Below are 25,279 nucleotides of genomic sequence, written 5' to 3'. Positions count from 1 at the left end.
ACAGGATGACGATTTTAGGGACACCCCAAAACCTAACCCCTTTGGAAAGACGATTTTAGAAAAACAGGGGGGAGGGGGTACCCCACCCTATCTGCCACTTCCCGGCCGAAACCGGATCGTATAGAAGGCTCCAAAGATCGTCATCAGAAGTCCCCACCAGAACGCCGCATGAAGGTTTGCCAGCACCACGCTCGGCGGATGCGAGAACTCATAGATTCCCACCGGCGTCAGCACCAGCCCATACATCAGGCAAAGCACTCCGACAAAAAACCAAAGAGACAACGTTTCTTTAGGCTTCACATCTCTGTCTTCGATTGAAGCGTGTACGTGATGAATATCAGCAGTCTTGTGTTCCATCGTTCCCCGCTCCTTTACCAGAAGAGAATGTTCAGGCCAATAAATACAACCGACACAACGCCCGCCCAGAAGATCGGCTTCTGGAAGAGTGTGCGAGCACCATCATGTGGAATCACCGTAGCGCCATAAACCAGACCATCCAACTCGGAATCCGGCTTCGGCGTTGTCATCAGGCTCACGACAACGGTCACAACCACGCAGATAATCCAGCTCCACAGTGCGCGATACATGTTCTCAGCCATCGGTTGCGCATCAGGTGACAGCGCGATGTGCGCCAACGCAGCCTTTCCACCGAGTTCCACATAGGTGAACATCGCAATGGAGCTGACGGTTCCCGCCAGCAGGCCCCAGAACCCGCCCGCCTTCGTAGCCCGCTTCCACAGCATGCCCAGAATCACCGTGCCGAACAGAGGTGAGATGAAGAAGGAGAACAGTGCCTGTACGTAATCCATGATCGATCCCGCGCGAGCCACAAGGTAAGCCGTGCCAATCGACACCAGCATACCGATCACAGTCGACCAACGGCCCATCGACACATAGTGCTTATCCGGAGCATCCTTCTTGATGTACGCACCGTAGATGTCATAGGTCCACACCGTGGAGAACGCCGACACATTGCCCGCCATACCGCTCATGAACCCAGCAACCAGAGCCGTAATACCAAGCCCCAGCAAACCCGGCCCGCAATAGCGGATCAGCATCAGCGGCAACACCTCGTCATACGCATGCTGCCCCGTCGCGCGAGCCACATCACCCGGCACCAGATGCATCAGCGACCCATCCGGGTTCTTGAGCACTGCCAGTGCCAACAAACCCGGCACGATCACGATAAGGGGCACCGCCATCTTGAACGCCGCACCAATCACCGGCGCCATCTTGGCTGCACGCAGATCCTTGGCGCTCAGTACACGCTGCACGACCAGGAAGTCAGTCGTCCAGTATCCGAAGGACACAATGGCACCCAGCCCGAACACGATCCCCGTCCAATGAATGCCCATCGGGTTGCCCTTGAAGGTACCCAACGTAGACCACAGATGCGTGTAGTCATTGCTACCCACATTATGGGCAATCTGTGCCTTCAGGTTGGTCCAGCCGCCCGCCTCGATGAGCCCAAGGATAGGAATGAGCGCAGCACCTGCCCAGATCAGGACGAACTGCAGTACCTCGTTGATGATGGCCGAGCGTAGTCCACCCAACATCACGTAGATCGCTACGGTAATCGCGCCAATCCAGATGGAGAAGGTGATGTTCCATCCAAGCACCGTCTGCATGACCACAGCCATGGCGTACATGTTCACGCCACTCATCAGGATGGTCATAAGGCCGAAGCTGATGGCCGCCAATCCACGCGCGCCCTCACCAAACCGCAGCTGCAGGTACCCCGGCACCGAGTGTGTCTTGGAGATGTAGTAGAACGGCATCATCACGATGCCGAGGAACAGCATGGCAGGGATGGCGCCGATCCAATACCAGTGCGTCGCCAGGATGCCGTACTGATAGGCAGACCCCGCCCACCCCATCAACTCCAAAGACCCCAGATTCGCCGAAACAAAACTGAGTCCGGCGATCCATGCAGTCATCTCACGGCCAGCGAGAAAGAACTCTTCGCTCGTATTAGTGCCGCCCTTCACATAGAAGCCGATGAACAGCACCATGACGAAGTACAGCGCGAGGATCACAATATCGATCCCGGAAAGATTCGTTAGCTGTGACGCAAGCAGCGTTGCCATCACAGGGTGAGCAAAGGGCATTCCCTATTTCTCCTTGAGACAGACAGTGTGCCCCATAAGAGAGTCTCCGCGCCAGAGACGGAGATAAAGCCACACCCCGCTCTGTCGCTCCACCGTCGGCTTTTCTGCCATCCTGCGCCGTAATCACCCGCAAAAAGCCGGTCTGAAGTCTCGACTATCAATAATTCGCTTCGCCGCAAAAAATACTTCAGAAGGTCGTACCACGGGGCTATTCTTCGGTCCCCGGAGCCTATCCAAAACGGAATAATTCCGGCGCACGATTTTGTGCATCACATCGATTTCTTCCCATTAAGACCCGATTCTCCCACTGGGAAATAACAAAAATCCTCATTTTCGTCTTGACAGGCGCATTCGTGATTCCTATATAGTTTGCGCCGCGTACAAAACCAGTGATTGTCTTGCTCCAGAAAGCTGGAGCCTCGTTTGCACGCTGGTTTCACTTTTCGCGGTGCGCATGCAAGACGCGGAAGGATTTCGAGGGGGGTCACATGAAGCGTGGAATCATCATTCCAATTGTTCTCGCCTGCGTTTCAGCAGGCGTAGCAAGGGGCCAAGTAACCGATAGCCAATCCATTTCCGGAACCGTGACCGATGCAACTGGCGCGTCCGTTCCAGGGGCGTCTGTCACGGTCACGAACGAAGCAACAAAAATCTCCGTCACGGTGAAGACGAACGGGGACGGCCTCTACAACGCCCTGAACCTACCTGTGGGCACATACACAATTTCCACCACAATGGATGGGTTCAAGAAATCCGTTGTTACCGGCGTGGCCCTGGACGTGGGTGCGAAGCCCGCTGTGCCGGTACAACTACAAGTCGGCGGCGTGGGCGAATCGGTTGAAGTGAAAGCCGAAAGCGTGATGATCCAGACGACCACCGCCGAAATTGGCGGCGTCGTCACAAGCACGGAAGCGACGCAGATCCAGCTCAACGGCCGTAACTATATCCAGTTGATCACCCTGCAGCCTGGTGTTTCGCAGACGGTGGCGAGTGGTTTTGCCATCTCTGGTACGTATGGCGTTAACGGCAACTCGCAATCCGTAAACGGTATCCGTACGGACTCGATGAATTTCTTCATCGACGGTGTGGACAACAAGGACAACGGCGGTGGCGGCAACAACTTCGTCAACATCTCGCCTGATTCGCTACAACAGTTCCGCAACGTGGCATCCGCGTACGACGCCAGCTATGGAGGCTCGTCGGGTGCGACTGTTTCCGTGGCCATCAAGAGCGGCGGTCAGAGCTTCCACGGTAACGCTTACGAATACATCCGTAACGATGCCATTCAGGCCTATCCCTTCCGGGCTCTGAGCTCGTACAGTGTTGCGCCGGTTAAAGCACCGCTTCGCTATAACGATTTCGGATGGACCCTAGGTGGTCCAATCTATATTCCTGGACACTTCAACGCCAGCAAGGAAAAGCTGTTCTTCTTTGCCGGACAAGAGTACAAACGGCTGCGCACCTCCACCGTGCAGAACGTAACCGTTCCAACTCCAGCCGCAATTGCAGCTGCAATTGCAACGGGGCCAAGCACCGCTACAGGGCGCGCCATCGCAGCTAGCGTTCTTCAAGATCCGAGCGGTAACTTCCGATACTTGAGTCTTGGCAATAACGATCAATCAGAATGGCTGATCAAGATCGACTACCACATGAACGACAAAAACCAATTCAGCGGTTCCTATGTTCATGACAACGTGAAGGTCGTCGGAAACCCAACCAACTTTGTCATCTACGACCGCCTGATTCCCGGCCTAACGTCCAATGCCCGTTGGATACACACATTCAATTCGAAGATGGTGAATACCGCCGTGGGCTCATTCTCCGGCAACATCATCAATGAAGGCGTTAACATTCGGCCTAATCCGCAATTTGGGAAATCGGTCCAACGCGCGGATTACGGGATGACGTATGCGACGCTCTACAACGCATCCACCTATATCCCGCAGACGACTATATCGGGCTATGGAAATCCAGGTACGACTCCACGCCAGTTCGATAACTATCAGCGCATTTATGCCCTGAAGGATGACTTATCGATCGTGGTGGGTAATCACTCCATGAAAACAGGAGCTTACTTCTGGCGTGCCCGCAAGAACCAGACTGCACCACCGCAGTTGAATGGTGCGTTCACGTTCTCAAATCTGGCCGGTCTTGTTGCCGGCAACTTTGCCAGCTACACAGAAGGCAGCAATATTCCTCAGATTCAGGCTCGTTTCACGCAGTTTGAAACGTACTTCCAAGATGACTGGACTCTTAGCCGTCGCCTGACCCTGAACATGGGCTTGCGGTGGCAGTACATGCCGCCCATCAGCAGTTGGCCGAACAACACAGCGTTCTTCGATCCGAATTTTTACGATCCGACGAAGGCAGCGACGGTTAGTGGAAGCACTGGCTTAATTACAAACAACCCTTCTCCTTACAACGGTCTGGTCCTGCCTGGAACCGGTTTCTCCGATAAGGCCAAGCAGGTCGTCGCTCCGAGCGTATACAACAACCCACAAGTGACCGCTCTGTTCCATAATCTTCCGGGCGGAATCATCAACACGGTATACAACACGTTTGCGCCGCGTGTGGGTTTTGCGTATGACTTAACCGGAAAGCAGGACACAGTCATCCGCGGCGGCTACGGCATGTCTTACGAGCGTGTCGAAGGCAACTACATCTACGGTGCCGCATCACAGTTGCCCTTCGTAGCTGTAGCCAACCTCGCCAGCGCTGGTAACGCTGACTCTCTCGGCTCTATCGGAACTTCCGCCGCGCCGCAGAACATTGGCAACTCAGGTGATCGCAACCTCAATCCGCCGCGCATCCACAACTTCAGCATAGGCGTTCAACACAAGCTATTTAACAACACGTCTATTGAGATGAACTACGTGGGTTCACGTTCCACCAGCCTAACCTGGGTGAAGGACTTGAACCAGGGTGCAGCAGGGACAGAACAGGCAAATCCTGGCGTTGCTCGTAATGCACTGCGTCCTTACAAGGGATATGGTGAAATTTACCAATACACCAACGGTTCACATTCCAACTACAACTCACTGCAAGCTCGGTGGCAGACCCGCTTTAACAAAGGCGGACTGGTCGGACTGGCGTTCACCTGGTCGCAGTGCCTCGCGAACGGATCGGGTTACAACTACTCTCCGCAAGACAGCACGAGCCTCGCGGCGGATTACGGCCCTTGCAACTTCAACCAACCCAAAATATTTGTGGCCAGCTATGTTTACCCGCTTCCCTTCTGGCAGCATGAACAGGACTGGTATAAGAAAGCGCTGGGTGGTTGGCAAGTCTCTGGCATTACTCGTATTGCTAACGGTCTTCCCATCAACATCATTCAGCCTTCAGGACTTTCGGTCGCTGGTAACCTTGTCACGACAGCAAGCGTTGCGCAACGCCCGAATCTTGTTCCTGGGGCAAACCCGTACGCGCATAATGGCAAGCAGTATCTGAACTATGCAGCGTTTGTTCAGCCCGCCGCCGGGACATATGGCAATGTGCATTACGACGGAATTCTAGGCCCATTGTTCAACAACTGGGACGTCGCTCTGCAGAAGAACATTCCCATCCATGAATCGATTGGTGCAGAGTTCCGCGCCGAGATGTTCAACGCGCCGAACCATCTTTCGCCGTTTGGCGTAGGTGCAACTCTGGGCTCCGTGCAACCGAACGGGACCTACCAACCCAACTACAGTGCCACCGGAACATACCAGAACTCCTTCGGGCAGATCACCTCAACGGCTGATCCTCGCACGATGGAATTCGTACTCCGTATCAACTTCTAGCAAGCAGTTCCTCCAGGAGGCCCCGGAATTATCCGGGGCCTTTTCTTTTCTTCTCGCTTAATAAAGAGCAGGCGCATTATTTCCTTTATTTACAGGCTATTTTCATAGCTATTCTGCTTGACACACGCGACAACGCCACCCTATATTTCCAGACGAGAAATAAATCTTTTCTGCTCACTTTTGTCTGCGATTTGCCTGGGCTATAAGCTGGCGGTCGATGTCATTGCTGTACGGATACGCAAGAACGGAAACCTTGTGATGAATCTGTTGACGAAATGTGCCGTTTCAGCCGCATTGCTGACCATGGCATCTGCTTCCCTTCCCAACCTCACCGCACAGAACGCGAATGCACCACGTCCGCAGGGCGCTCGGCCACAGGTCACCGTGGGATCGCAAGGACCGATGCCGGTACATGCGAAGTTCACCGAGCAGCAGATTGAAAACGGTGGAACGCTGTTCCTGCAGAACTGCGCCTTCTGCCACGGCAAGGATGCGAGCGGCGGCGAGAGCGGCCCGGACTTGACGCGTTCGAAGGTCGTCTCCGGTGACAAGGAGGGCGAAGGCATTGGCCAGGTAGTGCGCAATGGGCGGCTCGACAAGGGCATGCCGCGCTTCAATCTTGGCGACTCCGAGATTCTTAGCCTCGTTGCCTTCATTCACTCGCAGCAGGACAAGGCGATGTCGCAGACCGGCAACCGCAAAGGTGTGGAGGAGAGCGACCTGCACACCGGCAATGCTGAGGCAGGCAAGAAGTACTTCGAAACTACCGGCGGCTGCGTAAAGTGCCATTCAGCAACCGGCGATCTTGCCAAGGTGGCCACGCGCTATAGCGGACTGCAATTGTTGGAACAGATGCTGTATCCGAAGCAGGCGAAGGCCACCGTATCCGTAAAGACGGCGAGCGGCCAGACACACGACGGCCCGCTGGAGTATCAGGACGAATTTCATATCGGCATGAAGGACAGCTTCGGCATGTATCACTCCTGGCCTGCCTCTGCGGTGACGTTTAAGGTCAGCAATCCCGCAGAGCAACATGTGGAGATCATGAGCAAGTACACCGATAAGGACATGCACGACGTCCTCGCCTACATCCAGACTTTGAAGTAATTCAGGGGTTCCCGTGAAGCATTTGTTTAAGAGCGTTCGAGTCCTATCGCTGGTTGCGGTGTGTGCGCTGGGAGCATCCGCGCAATCTGTTGATTCCAACATGTTGAAGAATCCGCCGAAGGACAGTTGGCCTGGCTTTCACGGAGATTACAGCGGTCGTCGTCATAGCGCGTTAACGCAGATCAACACCGGCAACGTACAAAACATGACGCCGGCTTGGACCTTTCAGACCGGTCAGACCCAGCCCATCAAGGCGACGCCGATTCTCGTTGACGGCATTCTCTACTTCACGATGCCTGACAACATCTGGGCCATTGATGCGCGCACTGGCCATACCATTTGGCACTTCACTGCACCGCCGAACAAGGCTTTTCATATTGGCCAGCGCGGCGTCAGCATCTTGAAGGACAAGCTTTACTACATGTCCAGCGACGCACACGCAATGGCGCTCGATGCGAAGACGGGCAAAGTGTTGTGGGATGTTGTGGTCGCCGATTCGAACAAGGGGCAATGGTCGACGATGTCTCCATTGATCATCGGCAATCATGTGATCGTAGGCGCTTCAGGTGACTTCGATAACCTGCAGGGTTTCATTCGGTCGCTTGATCCAGACACGGGCGCAACCCAATGGAACTGGGTAGCGACTGATCCCGTTGGCACCAAGGGTAAAACGACCGGTGGCAACGTGTGGATGACCGGTACGTATGATCCTGATCTGCACCTGATGTACTGGGGCACAGGAAATCCAACACCAGTACTCAACGGTAAGCCACGCCCTGGCGACAACCTGTACACGTGCAGCATCGTGGCGCTTGATCCGGATACAGGAACACTGAAGTGGGCTTTCCAGCCTTCGCCGCATGACACGCATGATTGGGATGCGGTCGAGATTCCCGTTCTTGCCGATGTGGACTTCAAGGGACAGAAGCGCAAGGTGCTGATGCAGGCATCACGCAACGGCTACTTCTTTGTGATTGATCGCACGAATGGCAAGTCGCTGGTGACGACCACCTTTGGTCCAGTGAACTGGTCCAAAGGCGTCGATGAGCGTGGCGAACCCATTCCTGATCCCGAGAAGGAACCGACTCCGGATGGACGCCTGATTGCACCCGATGAAGGCGGCATGACGAACTTCCGTTCGCCAAGCTTCGATCCCAAGACTGGCTTGTTCATTGTGAGCGCGTCGCCGAGTTACAGCGTGTACTTCAGCAAACCAGCAGACGGAGCCTACGGTTGGGCAGGCGCTGATTACGGTGTGTGGAGCAAAGGTGTCCTGGAAGCCATCGACTATCGAACCGGCAAGATTCGTTGGTCGCATGAGCTTGGCCGTCGCGCTGGTTCCGGCGTGATGACAACCGATGGTGGATTGACCTTCAGCGGCGATGCAGACGGCAACTTCCTTGGCCTGGATACGGCCACGGGCAAGACGCTGTGGCATTCCGGTACGGGTGGCAACATCTCGTCCACGCCGATCAGCTATGAACTGGATGGCAAGCAAGTTGTGCTGATGAGCAGTGGCGGTGTGATGTATGCATGGATGCTGCCCGGTTCTCCAGCAGCAAAAGCGACAAGCACGAAGAAGGCAGCGAAATAACTGCAGGGAGCGGTTCCATGAAGAAGTTCGGAATGGCAATCATGGCTGGCGTGTTGTGCGCTGGGCAGGCATGGGCAGCACAGCACATCCGCGTTCTCATTGTGGATGGTGAAAGCGCCGCTCCGTATCACAATTGGGCCGCCATTACGCCCGTTCTGAAGAAGGAACTCGACGAGGTTGGCATCTTCGACACGGAAGTGCTCACTGCCCCACCGAAGGGTGCTGACTTCAGCAGCTTTCATCCGGACTGGAAGAAGTATGGCGTCATTGTGCTGAACTACGACGCTCCAGACGAGCGCTGGCCAGATGATGTTAAGGCTAGTTTCGAGCAATACATGAAGGACGGTGGCGGCCTCGTCACCATTCACGCGGCGGACAATGCCTTTCCTCATTGGAAAGCCTACAACCAGATGATTGGCATAGGTGGTTGGCGCGGACGCAAGGAAGATGCTGGTTCGCATTGGGTGTGGAAGGACGGCAAGATGGTGCCGCTGGAAGACACTGGCCACAACGCCATGCATGGCCTACGCAAGCCGTTTCTCGTAACGGTTCGCGACACAAAGAACCCCGTTATGCGCGGCTTGCCGACAACGTGGATGCATATGGGCGATGAATTGTATGGCTATCTACGCGGCCCCGGCGGCATGACCGTGCTGGCCACGGCTTATTCAGATCCCGCGAACCATGGCACCGGCGACGACGAACCAATGGTAATGACCTCAACCTTTGGCAAGGGACGCACCTTCCACACGGCATGGGGACATGACGTGTATGCGCAAAGCTCCACGGATTCCGTCGTTCTCTTCCAGCGTGGCGTGGAGTGGGCCGCCACCGGCAAGGTGACACAGGCTGTGCCAGCGACGTTCCCCACGGCAAATACGGTGAGCTTCCGAGCCGATCTGGCCGCGATGGATCCGAATGCTGCAAAGGGCGCAAATCCGCTGGATATGACCATGCCAACGCGCCCCATGGGACCTCGTCCGGCAGGCGCTCCTGGCGCCATTGCACCCGGCACGCCGACACAAGCACCTCCGCAACGGTAATATTGTCGGGAACGCCGCAGGAGATTTCATGAAGACGATCAAGGGGCCAGCCATCTTTCTGGCGCAGTTTGCGGGCGATGAAGCGCCCTTCAACAACCTGAACGAGATTGCACAGTGGGCCGCATCACTCGGCTACAAGGGCGTACAGATCCCGAGTTGGGATGGACGCCTGTTTGATCTGAAGAAGGCAGCGGAGAGCAAGACCTACTGCGACGAGGTGCTGGGCACACTCGCATCGCATGGAGTTGCGCTTACCGAGCTGTCCACGCACCTCCAAGGACAGCTTGTTGCCGTGCATCCGGCTTACGATCTGCTCTTTGACAGTTTCGCCCCGGCGGAAGTTCATAACAATCCCAAAGCCCGCACAGAATGGGCTGTACAGCAGCTCACATATGCCGCGAAGGCTTCAGCAAATCTTGGCCTGAAAGCACACGCGACCTTCTCCGGCGCACTCGCATGGCCCTATCTCTACCCATGGCCGCAGCGTCCTGTGGGCCTCGTTGAAACAGCATTCGGTGAACTAGCCAAACGCTGGACGCCGATCCTGAACACCTTTGATGAAAACGGCATCGATCTCTGCTACGAGATTCATCCCGGTGAAGATCTGCATGATGGCGCGTCTTTCGAGATGTTCCTGGAAGCAGTTAAGAATCATCCGCGCTGCAACCTGCTGTTTGATCCGAGCCACTTCGTGCTGCAACAGTTGGATTACCTGGAATACATCGACCTGTATCACGAGCGCATCCGCATGTTCCATGTGAAGGATGCGGAGTTCCGCCCATCAGGGCGTCAAGGTGTATACGGTGGATTCCAGTCGTGGGCAAACCGCGCAGGACGCTTCCGTTCGCTTGGCGATGGACAGGTGGACTTTGGCGCCATCTTCTCGAAGCTGACACAGTATGGTTTCGATGGTTGGGCAGTCCTGGAGTGGGAGTGCTGCATTAAGGATTCCTCACAGGGCGCGCGCGAAGGTGCTCCGTTCATCGCGAAGCACATCATTAAGGCCGTCGATAAGGCATTCGACGACTTCGCTGGTGCTGAAACTGACGACAACATGCTGCGCAAGCTGCTGGGACTGTAAGAGGAGATCGAAAGAATCATGGCAAAGCTGCAACGACGTCTTCGCCTGGGTATGGTGGGTGGTGGTCCCGGAGCCTTCATTGGCGCGGTTCACCGCATGGCGGCACGCCTTGACGACCGCTTTGAACTGGTGGCTGCGGCCCTTTCCTCTGATCCGGAAAAGTCAAAGAGTTTCGCGAAAGAAATCCACGTTCCTCGCGCCTACGGAAGCTATCAGGAGATGGCCGAGGCGGAAGCAAAGCACCCAGAACCCATCGACGTAGTCGCCATTGTTACGCCGAACAGCACGCACTATCCCGTCGCAAAGGCCTTTCTCACTGCGGGCATTCCCGTGATGTGCGACAAGCCCATGACGATGACCGTGGATGAAGCTGAGGACCTGGCTTCGATCGTGCAGAAGACTGGCTTGACCTTCGGTCTGACGCATACGTACTCCGGTTATCCCATGGTTCGCCAGATGCGCGAAATGATTCTGGACGGCGCATTGGGTAAGATTCGCATGATCAATGTCGCCTATGTGCAGGGCTGGCTCTCCACTCCCGTAGAGCAAACTGGCGCGAAGCAGGCCGAATGGCGCACCGATCCCACCAAGAGCGGTAAGGGCGGCGCGTTGGGGGATATTGCCACTCATGCTTACCACATCGCCCTTTTCACCACGGGCCTCAAAGCGGAATCCATCGCTGCTGACGTGACTACATTCGTTCCGGGCCGTCGCCTCGACGACAACGTACAGGCCATGATCCGTTTTGAAGGTGGAGCGAAGGCTTCCCTGATTGCATCGCAGATTGCCGCTGGCATCGAGAACGACCTCACGCTTCGCATCCACGGTGAACTTGGCAGCTTTGAGTGGCATCAGGAAAACCCGAACTATCTCATCCACTCACCACTGAACGATGCGCCGCGCACCATTACGCGTGGTGGCCCGACCGCCGGACCTTGGGCCGTTTTTAGCACGCGTGTTCCCTCTGGTCATCCAGAAGGCTATCTGGAGGCATTTGGCCAGCTCTACAAAGATTTGGCTGAACTGTTGGAAGCAAAGCTGGAAGGCCGTGAACCGAATCCCATATCCACGCTGTTGCCGGATGTGCAGGACGGTGTTCGTGGCATGCGTTTCATTGATGCTGTGCTCGCCTCCTCAGAAAACGGGTCGGCCTGGACAAAGCTGTAGCAACAACGCCGGAAAAGTCATTCAAATGGCGTAGCATGTTGGAAATACACTCATGAAGTCTTCTGCACCAAGGCAAAACGGTACTCGTCCCATGCGTGGCATTCGCAGGATCGACCTTGCCTCGGTGCAGCCGGCTTCCAGCGAAATCGCGCGAGACATTAATCGCGACATCATCCTTGAACTGATCCGGTTCAAACAACCGCTGGCCCGGGCAGACCTGTCGCGTCTGTCGGGATTGCGTCCCAGCACAGTCTCCAAGATCGTGGAGCAGCTTGTGCAGGAAAACTGGGTGCAGGAGGGGGCTGTCATCAAGGCAGCACGTGGACGCCCTTCCACCATGCTCTCCGTTAACAGCGCCATGGTAACGTTCGCGTTGGATTTACGCCCTGACCGCGCCATTCTTGCTGTTGTCGATCTGAGTGGGCGTTTTCTTTCACGCGAAACGATTCCTACCTATTCCGATCTTGCCCGCACCGTCGCGCAGATTGGCAAGCGTATGCGCGCCCTGCGTGAAGAGCATTCCACCAAATCATTCGAAGGCGTCGGCGTAAGTCTGCCCGGCCGAATGCATCCGGTCACACAGCGAGTATTGCTTGCCCCAAACATGAAGTGGCACGACTTCGATCTGAAATCCGCGCTTGAGGAAGAATCCGGCCTCCAAGTGGAGATCGATAACGATGCGAATGTCTGCCTCATCTCTGAACTCTGGTATGGACGGCTGGAAGGCGTTAAGAACGTTGTGCTGGTTGCCGTAGCAGAAGGTGTGGGAGCCGCGATCCTTGCAGGTGGACACATGCAGTCTGGATACAACGGGCTGGCGGGTGAGTTTGGCCACGTCTCTGTTGACCCCGCAGGACCACAATGCCAATGCGGACAAAACGGGTGCTGGGAGATGGTCTCCTCATCTCGTGCCGCAATTCGCTATTACAACGCAGGCGGCCGTAAGAAAGTTCAGAACATTTATGAGCTGCTGCGCCAGATGGAAGATGGCGATGCGCTGGCGAAAGAAGCCGTTACAGAACAGGCCCGTGCGCTTGGCCGTGGACTACGCATGGTTACCGCGACGCTTTCACCTGAGTTGATTCTTGTTGTCGGCGACATAACCGCTGCATGGGATCTATGCGGTCCCATCATTGAGCGCGAAATGTCCGCCTCCATGTTGGCTGGAGATCCGCCTCAACTCCGTGCCGCAGGCGATGCAGAACTGGCACGTCTGAGTGGAGGAGCAGCTATGCTGATGCAACGGCACGCGGGCTATCACCGTTCGACACACGAACGCGCCATGCCCATCCCTGCCTAATCCAACAGAGTAATAGGCCTCGTATTACTTCTCGCCATGGGAGTAATATTTCTCGCGGTAGAACGCGGTATTGCGCGTTGACACCGCCTATGCTGAAACATATATTTTCTGGTATAAACAAAATCGCCTTTCGCGGGCGTTTCTATCTTCACTGGAATCCGCGGACAGCCAGCACGACGTATGAGAGGAAGCACGCAAATGTACCTTGGAATTGACTGCGGTACCCAGGGCACAAAGGCTCTTCTCATCGACGCTGATGGCAAAGCGCATGGACGCGGCTATGCAAAGCATGCGTTGATTGAACGTGACAACGGAGCACGAGAGCAGGAACCGCGCTGGTGGGTGGATGCTCTTATCGCCTCTGTGAAACAGGCGGTTTCCAGCAATGGGAATGAGGTCGTTGCACTCTCCGTATCCGGTCAGCAGCATGGACTTGTCATTCTTGACGAACAGAAGAATGTGATTCGTCCTGCGAAACTCTGGAACGATACAGAGACCGCCGCACAGAATGCTGCGTTGATTGAGAAACTGGGCGGTGCATCCGCTGTTCTGAAACGCTATGGCATTCTGCCGCTCACCGGTTACACCGTTTCCAAGCTGCTTTGGATCAAAGAAAATGAGCCGGAGAACTTCGCACGCATTCGTCACATTCTGTTGCCACACGAATATCTGAACTTCTGGCTGACGGGCAACATCGTCGCAGAGTACGGCGATGCTTCTGGCACAGCATTTTTTGACGTGAGAACGCGCACATGGATCGCAGAAATTCTCGACGCGATTGATGGGGGCTCAGGTCTTCTACGCGCAGCGCTGCCGCCACTTATAGGAGCGGACGCGATTGTTGGAACGGTTCGCCCTGAAGTTGCCGCAGAACTTGGAATCTCGCCACAATGCACTGTTGCAAGCGGTGGCGGCGACAACATGATGGGCGCCATTGGCACAGGCAATGTACGTGAAGGCGTAGTCACTCTCAGCCTTGGCACTTCGTCCACTGTGTACTCGTATCGCGATACTCCACTGTTTGCCACAAACGGTAGTGTGGCTCCCTTCTGCTCGTCGTCGGGCGGGTGGTTGCCATTAGTCTGCACGATGAACGCGACCAATGTAGTAACGCAAACGTTGCATCTACTGGGTCTCACCGTAGAAGACATTGATCCGATCCTTGCGGACACGGAGCCAGGAGCTGGCGGACTTACTTTCCTTCCCTTTCTTAATGGAGAACGGACTCCCGATCTTCCCAACGCACAGGGCAGCTTGCACGGAATCTCCGCGGTGAATTACTCGCCTGCGAATCTGTTACGCAGTGCGATTGAGGGCGTCACCTTTGGCATACTTAACGGTCTTGATTTGATCCTGGACGGCAAGCCTGCAACAAAGATTCTTGTAATCGGCGGCGGTGCACGATCGAAGCAGTGGAGACAGATGCTGGCAGATGCTACAGGTGCCACGATTCAGGTTCCCCTGGAAGATGAAGCAGGTTGCCTTGGCGCCGCAATCCAGGCGATGCATGCAAAATCCGTTCAGGACGGAGCACCTGCGTCGTTCGTCGAGCTGTCTGATCGCATGGTGAAAGTCGATGAATCCAAGACTGCGGAAGCCCGCGAAGGACGTCTTTCTCTGTACCGTGCCGCAAGATATCGCTACGACACCTGCCTCTTTGCGGCCTATCCTGAATTGCAGTCTGGCTCATCTAATTAACCACTTCACGATTGGAGAATTCCTTGTCTGACACGCTGTTTCATGATCTGCCCACCGTGAAGTATGAAGGTGCCACCAGCACCAACCAGCTTGCCTATCAGTTTTACGACGCAGAGCGCGTCGTACTGGGCAAGCCACTGAAGGACCATCTGCGCTTTGCCGTTGCTTACTGGCATTCCTTCGCGATGACAGGCACGGATCCATTCGGTGGTTCCACCATTCATCGGCCCTGGATGGAAGCGGGCGATCCGATTGCACAGGCAAAGGTGAAGGCCGATGCTGCATTTGAACTCTTCCGCGTTCTCGATCTTCCCTTCTTCTGCTTCCACGATGCAGACATTGCACCGGCAGAGGAAACGCTTGCTGGAACGCTGAAGAACCTTCATACAACTGCGGATTATCTGGGCGAAAAAATCAGCAAGTCGAACACGAAGCTCCTGTGGGGTACTGCGAATCTCTTTTCGCACCCACGCTTCATGGCCGGTGCTTCCACCAACCCTGATCCAGAAGTCTTCGCATGGTGCGCAGCGACAGTGAAGAACTGCATGGATGTTACGCAGCAGCTTGGTGGCTCAAACTACGTTCTGTGGGGCGGTCGAGAAGGTTATGAAACGCTGCTGAACACCAACATGAAGCAGGAACTGGAGCAGATGGGCCGCTTCCTGTCGCTGGTCGTCGACTACAAACACAAGATTGGTTTCAAGGGACAGATTCTCATTGAACCGAAGCCAAAGGAACCGACGTCGCACCAGTACGATTTCGATACCGCGACGGTGTATGGCTTCCTGAAGAAATTTGGGCTGGAAAATGAAGTGCGCGTGAACCTGGAAGCAAACCATGCCACGTTAGCTGGTCATAGCTTTGAACATGAGATTGCTACGGCTGGTGCTCTTGGTATCCTTGGTTCGCTCGACATCAATCGTGGCGATGCCCTGCTTGGTTGGGACACCGATCAGTTCCCCAACGATTTATGGACCATGACTATGGCGATGTATCAGGTCATCAAGGCTGGTGGCCTGGGTGTGGGTGGCATGAATTTTGACGCAAAGGTTCGCCGTCAGAGCTTCACACCGGAAGACCTTGTCTACGCTCACGTGGGCGGAGTGGACCTGTGCGCTAGAGCCTTCCTCAAGGCAGCCAGCATCATCGAAGAAGGTACCTACGACAAGGTGATTGCCGATCGCTATGCAGGTTGGCAGACACCGGAAGCGCAGGCGATGCTTAACGGCAAAAAGACACTGGACGAGATTGCGGACGATGCACTGAAGAACAGTATTCAGCCTCAGCCACGTTCGGGACGCCAGGAACAGGTTGAAAATCTCCTGGCGCGGCGCATCTACTCCTAATCGTTTCGCAGTTAACAGCAAGAGGCACAGCTTACGCTGTGCCTCTTTGCATTTCTCCCTTGTAGAACGGCACGACTACTCAGCGTTCCTGCGTTATGAAACATAGGGCACCGGGTTCTGCACGTCATCCTCATCTTCAGCCAAGAGAGGGACGTCCTTCCCTTCGAACAACGGATAGACAACGGGCAATAACAGAAGCGTCAGTGCTGTGGAGGTAACCAGTCCTCCAATAACGACGATTGCGAGAGGCCGTTGGATCTCGGAGCCTGGCCCGGTTGCGAACAGAAATGGCACAAGCCCTAGCGCCGCGACCGTCGCCGTCATCATCACAGGACGGAAACGCAGTGCGGTCCCCTCCCGTATGGCCTCTGCCTGAGATTTTCCGTCGAGACGGAGCTTCTTGATGTAACTGACAAGAACGACTCCATTCAACACAGCAATGCCCCAAAGTGCGATGAAACCTACCGACGCAGGCACGGACAAGTATTCACCACTGATAAACAGACCCACGATGCCGCCGATCGATGCGAGAGGCAGCACCGTAATGATCAGCGCGGCGTAGCGAACAGATTTAAACAGCACGAACAGCAGAAAGAAGATGGCCGCAATAGTGATGGGGACAATAATCATCAGGTGATGCAGGGCACGCTCCATGTTATGGAACTGTCCTCCCCATTCAATGAAATAGCCTGCGGGCAACGGAACTTGTTGCTCGACCTTTTGCTGTAGCTCCTTCACATATCCGCCGAGATCACGGTCCTGAACATTGACACCCACGACGATGCGGCGTTTGCCCATGCTTCGATTGATCAAAGCCGGGCCTTCCATGACCTTCACATCCGCTAGTTCCTTCAAAGGAATACGAGGCCCATCCGGTGAATTGATCTGCAGCTCTCGTATATCTTCCACGCTGTCGCGTAGCCGTGCAGGAAGACGCACAACACCAGAGAATCTGCGTTCGCCTTCGTAGATTTGCGTTGCAGATTTTCCTGCAATCGCTGTCTCAATCACTTCGTTCACGTCCGATGCATTAAGTCCGTAGCGTGCTATCGCACCTCGATTGATCTGGATGGTCAAATATTGCTGTCCACCAACACGATCCACGCGCGTATCTTGAGTGCCCGTAATGCTGCTCGCTACACGTGCGATATCACCAGCCTTTTTAACCAATAGACCGAGATCATCACCGTACAACATGACCGCCACGTCCGCACGGACGCCTGACACCATCTCGTCCACACGATCACTGATGGGCTGCGACATCACCAGATTGATACCAGGAAGAGCTGCAAGCTTTTCGCGTATCTGCTCTGCGATCTTGTCCTGTGTCATGCCACGCGGTCTTTCATCAAACGGCGTCAACGAAGCAAGCACATCTGCTTCATTTGGGCCTGCAGGATCCGCTGGTGACTCACCGCGGCCAACACGGCTGACAACGTTCTCCACACCCGGCACTTTGAGCATGAGCGCCTGCATCTGCTTTTCCATCCGCAGTGATTCATCCAACGAGATATTGGGAACACGATCAGCATTGGGGGAGAGCGTTCCCTCCTGCATCTCTGGGATAAAAGAGGTTCCTAAAAACGGGAACAGACACAACGCACCGATAAACAAGACCACTACACCGCCGATCATCCATGCACGATGTGAGGTAGCCCAGTGGAGCACAGCTTGGTACGGTCGGCGCAATATGCGAACCAACCATGTGTCGTCTTCTTTTCCACCTTTCAGCAGATAAGTGCAGAGTACCGGCGAAAGAGTAAGAGAAAGCAACAGAGAGATGGCTAGCGCAATGGCGATCGTATATGCCAATGGCGCAAACATCTTCCCTTCCATCCCCTCCAGAGTCATCAGGGGGAGGAAGACGAGAATGATGATGGTTACACCGAATAGCGTAGGAGTCGCGACATCTCCGACGGCACGCAGAACCATGTCACACTTTCCACGGCGACTCGTCAATTGGCCGCTGTGTGATGCGTGGCTCAAAGTGCCGAACACATTTTCGACAACCACAACTGAACCATCCACCATGAGGCCAATCGCAATCGCGAGACCACCAAGCGACATAAGGTTCGCCGATATGTGGAAGTGATTCATGACCAGGAATGTCAGCAGCGGCGTCAATACGAGGTTCGCACTCACGATCAGGCTGGAACGCAGATCACCCAGGAAGAGGAAAAGGATAACTACGACCAGAACAATGCCTTCGCCCAGCACCTCTGTAACGGTGTGGATCGCAGCATCTACAAGTTGCGAGCGGTCGTAATACGGAACAATCTGAAGACCGTCAGGAATCATATGCTTCGCATTGATTTCTGCTACACGCTCTTTGACTCGGCTTACTATCTCCTTTGCGTTGCCGCCACTGGTCATCAGCACTACGCCACCCACGGCCTCGGAATATCCGTTCTTCATCATGGCGCCGTAACGGACTTCGGTTCCGATACGGACATCCGCTACGTCGCGGATATAAACAGGCGTGCCGCCACTCTCTTTCAGAACAATGTTGCGGATATCATCGAGGTCACGAATGAGACCTACACTGCGGATCAGATATTGCTCTGCGTGTTGCGGCAGAACGCCGCCGCCCTCATTCGCATTGTTGTGCGACAGCGCAGAACTCACATCATGGATCGTCAGATTGTAGTAATGCAGCTTTTGTGGATCGACAAGCGTTTCATACTGTTTAACGAACCCGCCGGTGGAGTTGATTTCCGCGACACCCGATATGGAACGCAGAAGTGGCCGAACAACCCAGTCCTGTAATGTGCGCCGCTCGATAAGCTCTTCCTGCGTCAACACATGCTTGGACTCTGCTTCGCCAGGCACTTCAAGCGTGTATTGATACACCTCGCCCAATGCGTTTGTGATTGGGCCAAGTACAGGCGTTACACCTTCCGGCATCCGATCCCGCAATTCGGCCAGACGTTCAGAAATCATCTGGCGTTCGCGGAAAAGATCGCTCTCATCAGTAAAAACAAGCGTGATCAGAGACAGCCCAGGCTTATTCAACGAACGCATATCCGTCATGCCGGGCAGGCCTGTCATAGCAATTTCAATGGGGACGGTGACGAAGCGTTCTACTTCTTCGGGGCTTTTTCCAGTTGCCTCCGTTGCAATCTGGACCTGCACATTCGCAACATCAGGAAAGGCATCCACAGAAAGATGCTTCGCAGCATTGAGCCCGAAGCCGAGCAGAACAAGCGAGACGACGACAAGGATAAGACGCTGCCGCAGAGCGCCTGCGATAAGGCGTTGCAGCATACTTACTCGCCTCCCTTGATAGCCGCCTGCTTGCGCTGGTTGTTCAGATGGAAAGCTCCATCAAGGACGAGGGAATCTGTCGCCGTGATACCGCTGATAACAGCGCGACGATCATTCTCTTCCACACCTAGAACCACCTCACGCAAAATGAAACGCCCCGGTCCAATGCGCACGAAGACATGATCTTTGTCTTCTTCACGCACCACAGCCGTATTGGGGACAGTCAGTTGCTTTTGGCTTCTTCCAGTGAAGGTCATGCTGGCAAGTTGATCTGGCTTCAGCAACCCCTCACTGTTCGGAACATCCATACGAACAGCAATGGTTCTGGTATTGGGGTCTACGATTGGAGAAACATAACTGAGTCGGCCGTGAATTTCTTCCGTGCGCAGCGCAGGTACGCGAACAGCTACCTCCATTCCCTGACGCAGCACTGCGCCCTCTTCTTCAGGAACATTGGCCACGATCCAAACGCTGGAAAGATCAGCAATGGTAAAAGCCGGATCTGCAGGCTGGACCACCTGTCCTACTGTGATGTCACGTTTCAACACAATCCCAGAACGCGGAGAGACAATCGGATAATCAGCACTGAGTTTGCGGTTTGTCTCCATCTGATGAATCTGAGCCTCAGTCATCCCAAGGCCCCGTAATTGCGTTCGATACGCAGCAACCTCTGTCGTCGCCTGCAACTGTTCTGCACGCCTGCGCTCCAATTCGGCCCGACCAATAACATCAGCTGCGACGAGTTGTTCAGCACGCGCCACTCCGGCTGCTGCGAGTCCTTGCTGTGATTCCGCCTTAATAAACTGCATTTGAGCATCGGATAGATCGGTGCTGTGCAGTGTGGCGAGAACAGCGCCAGCATTCACTCTTTGCCCTTCGAAGACGATCAGTCGAAGAATTCTTCCAGCAACAGGCGATCCTACGCGCGCGATACGCCGCGCATCCGTTTCTATATGTGCCGCGACCTGAAGCGTGCCCGTTACTTCGGTAGTTTGCGCTGTGCCCACCTTCAGACTGCTCGACAGCCCCGCATTCACCGTGACAATATTGGGATCCTGAGGTTGCGATGCATTCTTCCCTGCTACCTTTTGCTTGCATCCCGCAAGCAATACGAGAGAACACAGGCACATCATCTGAAATCTTGAAACTCTTACGTTCACGGTGTAACTCCCGAAGGCGCTACCGCGCCAAGTTCTTCTAAGTCGACAAGAGCTGATTGGCGAGCGTACTGAGCGTCAAGTAAGTCACCTCGAACGCTTTGGAGGACTCGTTGAGCATCCAAAACCTCTACGATTCCACGCTCACCAAATCGATATGCAGACTGTGCGGCCGTCACAGCACTCTCTGCGGCATTCAGAGGTCCTGATTCAAGGCTGGAAACCTGTTGATCCGCCAACTGATATTGCTCATAGGCATGCTCAAGTGCGGAGGTAATTTCGATCTGTCGCTGTTCTTGGACTGCATCTGTGCGCGCGATCGTGGCTTTTGCCTCTTCAATCGCACCTTTTCTACGATCAAAGAGTGGTAGCGGCACGGTGATACCGGTTCTCCAGAAGCGAAGATCAGGCTGATTCTCGAACTCAGCAAACGCAGTTGGCTGAGGAATTCGCAGAGCCTTCTGCCGATCAAGTGATGCCTTGGCCGCTTCCTGTTCCTGCGCAGATTGCAGAAGAGCAGGATGCGATTGAAACACGCTCATACGCAGGTCAGTGAAGGAAGGCAACACGACACGAGGCTCCATATCGCCTCGGGGGTTGAGTTCGATTCCCGCGGGGGCGGCGATCGCTGCTCGTAGGCGTGCGATCGCTTGCGCATATTCCAACTGCGCACTGCCCACAGCAAATTGGGCACGTGCAAGTTCTGCGGTTGCACGCGTTAATTCCAGTTTTCCCTTTTCACCTGTATCGACCTCTACTGTCACGCGTCGAAGCAAGTCTCTAACTAGCTGCAAATTCTCGTTTGCATGCGCAATCTCCTCTCTTCGATGAAGAGCTTCATAAAACGCATGCCGCGTATCTGCATCGACAGATCGAAGGATTCCCTGCCCGGCCCAATGGCTCGCTTCACTTGTGTGCTCCGCAGCACGACGACGCGCCCCACGTTCTGATGGAATCTCAATGGTCTGCGATCCTGCATAGTGCTGAAGCAGGCCCGGTACCCCAGGTGTGGCGATGGGGCGTGCATACTGCCGTCCTGCGAACACTTCCAAGTTGGGATTACTGTAAGCACGTGCCGTGGTGATCCCAGCCTTAGCTACCGCGACGTTCGCCTCCGCCTCTTTGAGTCGGGGACTGTTGGCATGCGACATAGCAAGCGCCTGATCCAAAGTAAGCGACAGGACCGTCTTGGAATTCGGGATTACAGCTGTCTCACCAGGCGGTAAAGATTGTGCCGAGAGCAAAGGACTGACTGAAACGAGAGCCCCCGTTATAGCTATGCAAAAACGGTTCACATACAGGGTGATCGCAATCCGCTTGCCAAAGCCATATCAGCGAAACAGCAGCATTCTCAGCCAATCTCGAATGCCTGGCTGTTCCATATGGGACAGCAGTGTTCCGTATAGCGCATCGATATCACGCGTACGGGCGCTATCATCCAAGAGATAAACGTACGCTGCATTGGCTACTCAATTGCACAGGCCAAGCCGGTGTTCTATTCAGCCCACTTCGTATCTCAAGGATGGCGCGCGCGCCCGGCACGACTCGAGCGGATAGTGCCTTGGCGCTCACAGGGTGCGTGGGACAATAGTGTTATGAGGCCGATGCCGAGCATGCGAACCAGCAGGATGAAGGCAGTGCTGATCGTGTGCCTGGTTGTGCTATTGGCTGTTTTTACGTGGATCATTCCACCGCGTGCAGAATGGCTTCATAACATCCTCCACCACCTCAATATCCTTCCCTTCATGCTCGCTGGATTATTCTTCGGTTGGCGTGGAACGCTCAAGACAATTCTCTTTGCGATCGTGTTGCAGATACCTTCTATCTACCGCCATTGGCATGCCGCACCAACTGATGCGCAGGACCAGATTGTGGAATTGAGCACATTTGGAGCTGCTGGCATCATCGCCGGGGTTCTGTCCGACCGCGAACGCGCACTGCGTATTCGTGTCGAAACGACCAAGCATGAACTGGAGACGGTCCATTCCGAATTGCAGCAAAATATTGAACGTCTTCGGAAAACAGAGAGACTTACTGCAGCGGGACAACTGTCGGCCAGTTTAGCTCATGAGATTCGTAATCCCTTGGCGAGCATCAGTGGTGCTGCTGGCATTCTTTCCCGTGGACAGGCATCCGAGAGCAGCCAAAAGGAGTGCCTTGAAATCCTCACGAAAGAGTCGCAGAGGCTGAACAAGCTACTCACGAATTTTCTTATCTTCGCCAGGCCGCGTCTCCCACGACTTCAACAAGTGGAAGCGAACGATCTTCTGCGCTCTGTCGCTTCACTCGCACAACATGCGACTACTGAGCGCCATATCAAACTGCAACTGAACCTGATTACGATGCCACAGAGAATAACCTGCGATCCAGAACAGATCCGGCAACTATTACTGAACTTGCTTCTGAATGCGATTCAGGCATCGCCAGAGGATGGTGTCGTGAACATGACAACATCTCTCACAGTCACTGATCTTGCCATTGAAGTGAGTGACGAGGGCGAAGGAATCACGGGAGAGGTTGCAGAACGAATCTTCGATCCCTTCTTTACAACAAAAACGAACGGCACAGGTTTAGGTCTGGCAATTGCAGCGACAATCGCATCGCAACATGCCGGCGCTCTCACGTATAGGTCCAACTCACCCCGGGGCGCCTGTTTCGTTCTCCAACTTCCATTGACTGTGACACCTATTCCATCCAACCTCGTGGGAGCTACGTCATGAGGCCCAATCATATTCTCGTCGTGGATGATGACAGTAGTCTTCGCCGCGTCATGCAAATACAGCTTGAAGAAGCTGGCTATGAGGTGACACTGGCAAGTGATGGCGACGAAGCCTGCAAGCTTTTGGCATCGGAGAGACCACCGCTTGTCATCACCGATCTCCGCATGCCCACAAGCGGTATGGAGCTTCTCGGTTTTATTCAACGCGAAAACTTGATGACCACGGTCATTGTCGTGACAGCTTTTGGAACAGTGGAAAGCGCTGTTGAGGCGATGCGCAGCGGCGCTTACGACTATGTGACCAAGCCGCTGGATTTTGATGCACTGCTTTTGGTCGCACGTCGTGCGATGGAGCGCCAGAATCTTCTGGAAGAAGTGAGGACTCTGCGCTCTGCGCTGGACAAGCGTTATGAATTTAGCGGCATCATCGCTCAATCGAAAAGCTTCCTTCGCGTGCTTGATCAGGCTGCACGAGTGGCAGAGCGAGATGCCACAGTTCTGATTCAAGGCGAAACAGGAACAGGCAAAGAGCTGATTGCCCGCGCGATTCATCACAACAGCCGCAGGCATAATCGTCCATTTGTTGCCATCAATTGTGGCGCGATCCCCCGCGATTTGGTCGAGTCAGAACTCTTCGGATATCGTCGTGGGGCCTTTACAGGTGCCATAAGCGATCGCCTTGGACGCGTGGAAGCAGCGGATGGAGGAACGCTATTCCTCGATGAAATCGGAGAACTGCCTCTGGACGCGCAGGTGAAGCTTCTTCGTTTATTGCAGGAAGGTGAGATCTCCAAGATCGGCGCAAACAACCCGACGCGGGTCAATGTTCGAGTAATTGCTGCAACTCATAGGAACCTGCAAGCGATGGTTGAAGACGGAACCTTTCGAGAAGATCTGTACTATCGTCTTGCTGTTGTTCCGCTCTTCATCCCTCCTATTCGAGAACGGCGCGAAGATATCCCTTTGCTCCTTGCAGAGTTGTTCGAGCGCTCTCGCCAACGCCATGGACTGAACGACATCAGTCTCTCGCAAGGAGCTCTGAGACGGCTCGTGGGATATCGGTGGCCAGGGAATGTGCGCGAAATGGAAAATGTTCTGGAACGTCTAATCGTTCTGTCAACACACAGCCTGATTACGGAAGACGATTTACCGGAAGAAATTGCACGTCCATCACAGCAGGCTCCGTCGCTATGGCCCGATCTGCCGGAAGAGGGCATCAGCCTGGAAGCGGTAGAGAAAGACCTGATCAGCCGCGCACTTGAAAAGTTTCACGGCAATCAGACACACGCGGCGCGATATCTCGATATCAGCCGCCGTACATTGATTTATCGCATGGAGAAACATGGCTTGGCATCTGGCCACGAATCAGACACATCCATGCGCGATATTCGAGCCTGAACTCCAATTAGGTAAACAGGATAATTGCATCTCCGTCTCGATCATGCTCTACTGAGGCCATTGCGTAAGCTCCTTGCATTGGCGTTGCTGATCGTCTTTGGATTCAGCTTTGTTCCGCCGCTCCTGGCTGCGACCAGTAGCGAGTCGACGCTGCCTGCCTGCTGCCGCAAGGCTGCCAAACATCATTGCATGGCAATGCAGGATGATTCCGTTCCCACCGAGCATGCTTCGCATATTGAATTACGTTCACGCATGGATCATTGCCCATGCTGTGGTGTGTTGGGATCGACTGCTGTTCACGTGGATGCCCTGGCTTCCACTGCGTTTTCAAGCAATGTCACGCCGCGCTCCACGCGTTCGGCCTTATTCCCACAGATCTCGATCTATTCCCTCGCTGATGCGACCTATAGCCACGGGAAACGTGGACCACCTTCTCACCTCCAGGCCTGATTTCGCACACGTACTGACTTCATGAGAAGAGGACGTGTGTAAGGCACGTTTCCTTTTCCCATGGAGAT

At 54.6% G+C, this 25,279-nt stretch carries 18 protein-coding genes and 1 pseudogene; 14 read left to right on the top strand and 5 right to left on the bottom strand.

The window, feature by feature from the left end; translation table 11 throughout:
* Positions 1 to 87: 87 nt before the first annotated feature.
* Complete coding sequence (locus BLT38_RS04380; RefSeq protein ID WP_052201051.1) at positions 88 to 357, bottom strand: hypothetical protein; 270 nt, start codon at positions 355 to 357, stop codon at positions 88 to 90.
* A 14-nt stretch (positions 358 to 371) separates the two neighbouring features.
* Entirely contained in the window at positions 372 to 2,108 is a 1,737-nt protein-coding gene (locus tag BLT38_RS04375) for a sodium:solute symporter family protein (RefSeq protein WP_083344094.1), read from the bottom strand.
* A gap of 488 nt (positions 2,109 to 2,596) precedes the next feature.
* Between BLT38_RS04375 and BLT38_RS04370 the strand changes: the two genes are divergently transcribed.
* The 9 genes from BLT38_RS04370 to xylA all read left to right on the top strand — a co-directional run bounded on the left by BLT38_RS04370 (position 2,597) and on the right by xylA (position 16,223).
* Entirely contained in the window at positions 2,597 to 5,887 is a 3,291-nt protein-coding gene (locus BLT38_RS04370; protein WP_083344093.1) for a carboxypeptidase regulatory-like domain-containing protein, read from the top strand.
* A 258-nt stretch (positions 5,888 to 6,145) separates the two neighbouring features.
* Positions 6,146 to 6,994, top strand: coding sequence for a c-type cytochrome (locus tag BLT38_RS04365; protein ID WP_083346911.1), 849 nt, complete (start codon positions 6,146 to 6,148; stop codon positions 6,992 to 6,994).
* Between the two features lie 13 nt (positions 6,995 to 7,007).
* Positions 7,008 to 8,588: an acido-empty-quinoprotein group A gene (locus BLT38_RS04360; protein WP_083344092.1), complete on the top strand. Its 1,581-nt coding sequence runs from the start codon at positions 7,008 to 7,010 to the stop codon at positions 8,586 to 8,588.
* Positions 8,589 to 8,605: 17 nt separating this feature from the next.
* Complete coding sequence (locus BLT38_RS04355) at positions 8,606 to 9,631, top strand: ThuA domain-containing protein (protein ID WP_083344091.1); 1,026 nt, start codon at positions 8,606 to 8,608, stop codon at positions 9,629 to 9,631.
* Positions 9,632 to 9,659: 28 nt separating this feature from the next.
* Positions 9,660 to 10,712, top strand: coding sequence for a sugar phosphate isomerase/epimerase family protein (locus BLT38_RS04350; RefSeq protein ID WP_083344090.1), 1,053 nt, complete (start codon positions 9,660 to 9,662; stop codon positions 10,710 to 10,712).
* 18 nt (positions 10,713 to 10,730) lie between these two features.
* A complete protein-coding gene (locus BLT38_RS04345) occupies positions 10,731 to 11,879 on the top strand; it encodes a Gfo/Idh/MocA family protein (protein ID WP_083344089.1) in 1,149 nt (382 codons plus the stop codon).
* Positions 11,880 to 11,931: 52 nt separating this feature from the next.
* Positions 11,932 to 13,179, top strand: coding sequence for an ROK family protein (locus BLT38_RS04340; RefSeq protein WP_083344088.1), 1,248 nt, complete (start codon positions 11,932 to 11,934; stop codon positions 13,177 to 13,179).
* Between the two features lie 198 nt (positions 13,180 to 13,377).
* Positions 13,378 to 14,877, top strand: coding sequence for a xylulokinase (gene xylB / locus BLT38_RS04335; protein ID WP_083344087.1), 1,500 nt, complete (start codon positions 13,378 to 13,380; stop codon positions 14,875 to 14,877).
* 23 nt (positions 14,878 to 14,900) lie between these two features.
* The gene (gene xylA / locus BLT38_RS04330) at positions 14,901 to 16,223 is read left to right on the top strand and encodes a xylose isomerase (RefSeq protein WP_083344086.1); all 1,323 of its coding nucleotides are present in this window, start codon (positions 14,901 to 14,903) and stop codon (positions 16,221 to 16,223) included.
* 93 nt (positions 16,224 to 16,316) lie between these two features.
* On the opposite strand, the gene BLT38_RS04325 is transcribed toward xylA, so the two are convergent.
* Genes BLT38_RS04325 through BLT38_RS04315 form a run of 3 tightly spaced genes read right to left on the bottom strand, consistent with a single transcriptional unit; the run spans position 16,317 to position 21,795 of the window.
* The gene (locus tag BLT38_RS04325; RefSeq protein ID WP_083344085.1) at positions 16,317 to 19,487 is read right to left on the bottom strand and encodes an efflux RND transporter permease subunit; all 3,171 of its coding nucleotides are present in this window, start codon (positions 19,485 to 19,487) and stop codon (positions 16,317 to 16,319) included.
* A 2-nt stretch (positions 19,488 to 19,489) separates the two neighbouring features.
* Positions 19,490 to 20,647, bottom strand: a complete 1,158-nt coding sequence (locus tag BLT38_RS04320) for an efflux RND transporter periplasmic adaptor subunit (RefSeq protein ID WP_231966738.1) — start codon at positions 20,645 to 20,647, stop codon at positions 19,490 to 19,492.
* Positions 20,644 to 21,795, bottom strand: a complete 1,152-nt coding sequence (locus BLT38_RS04315) for a TolC family protein (RefSeq protein WP_156785011.1) — start codon at positions 21,793 to 21,795, stop codon at positions 20,644 to 20,646. The genes BLT38_RS04320 and BLT38_RS04315 overlap by 4 nt, the downstream gene beginning before the upstream one ends.
* Before the next feature lie 462 nt (positions 21,796 to 22,257).
* Between BLT38_RS04315 and BLT38_RS04310 the strand changes: the two genes are divergently transcribed.
* From BLT38_RS04310 to BLT38_RS04300, 5 genes and pseudogenes are all read left to right on the top strand, one after another.
* Positions 22,258 to 23,364 (top strand): sensor histidine kinase, encoded by a 1,107-nt coding sequence (locus BLT38_RS04310; RefSeq protein ID WP_231966737.1) that lies wholly within the window; start codon positions 22,258 to 22,260, stop codon positions 23,362 to 23,364.
* Positions 23,361 to 24,287 (top strand): annotated as a pseudogene (locus tag BLT38_RS04305) (sigma-54-dependent transcriptional regulator); the annotation flags it as partial. The gene BLT38_RS04310 and the pseudogene BLT38_RS04305, both read left to right, overlap by 4 nt.
* Positions 24,288 to 24,522: 235 nt before the next feature.
* Positions 24,523 to 24,597: a hypothetical protein gene (locus BLT38_RS21110; protein ID WP_419865770.1), complete on the top strand. Its 75-nt coding sequence runs from the start codon at positions 24,523 to 24,525 to the stop codon at positions 24,595 to 24,597.
* Positions 24,564 to 24,761: a helix-turn-helix domain-containing protein gene (locus tag BLT38_RS21105; protein WP_419865769.1), complete on the top strand. Its 198-nt coding sequence runs from the start codon at positions 24,564 to 24,566 to the stop codon at positions 24,759 to 24,761. Before BLT38_RS21110 ends, BLT38_RS21105 begins: the two co-directional genes overlap by 34 nt.
* A 60-nt stretch (positions 24,762 to 24,821) precedes the next feature.
* A complete protein-coding gene (locus tag BLT38_RS04300) occupies positions 24,822 to 25,211 on the top strand; it encodes a hypothetical protein (protein WP_083344080.1) in 390 nt (129 codons plus the stop codon).
* The last annotated feature ends 68 nt before the right edge of the window (positions 25,212 to 25,279 follow it).

It is taken from the genome of Terriglobus roseus, assembly GCF_900102185.1.
Classification (GTDB): domain Bacteria; phylum Acidobacteriota; class Terriglobia; order Terriglobales; family Acidobacteriaceae; genus Terriglobus; species Terriglobus roseus_A.
This window is presented reverse-complemented; position numbering and strand designations above follow the sequence as displayed.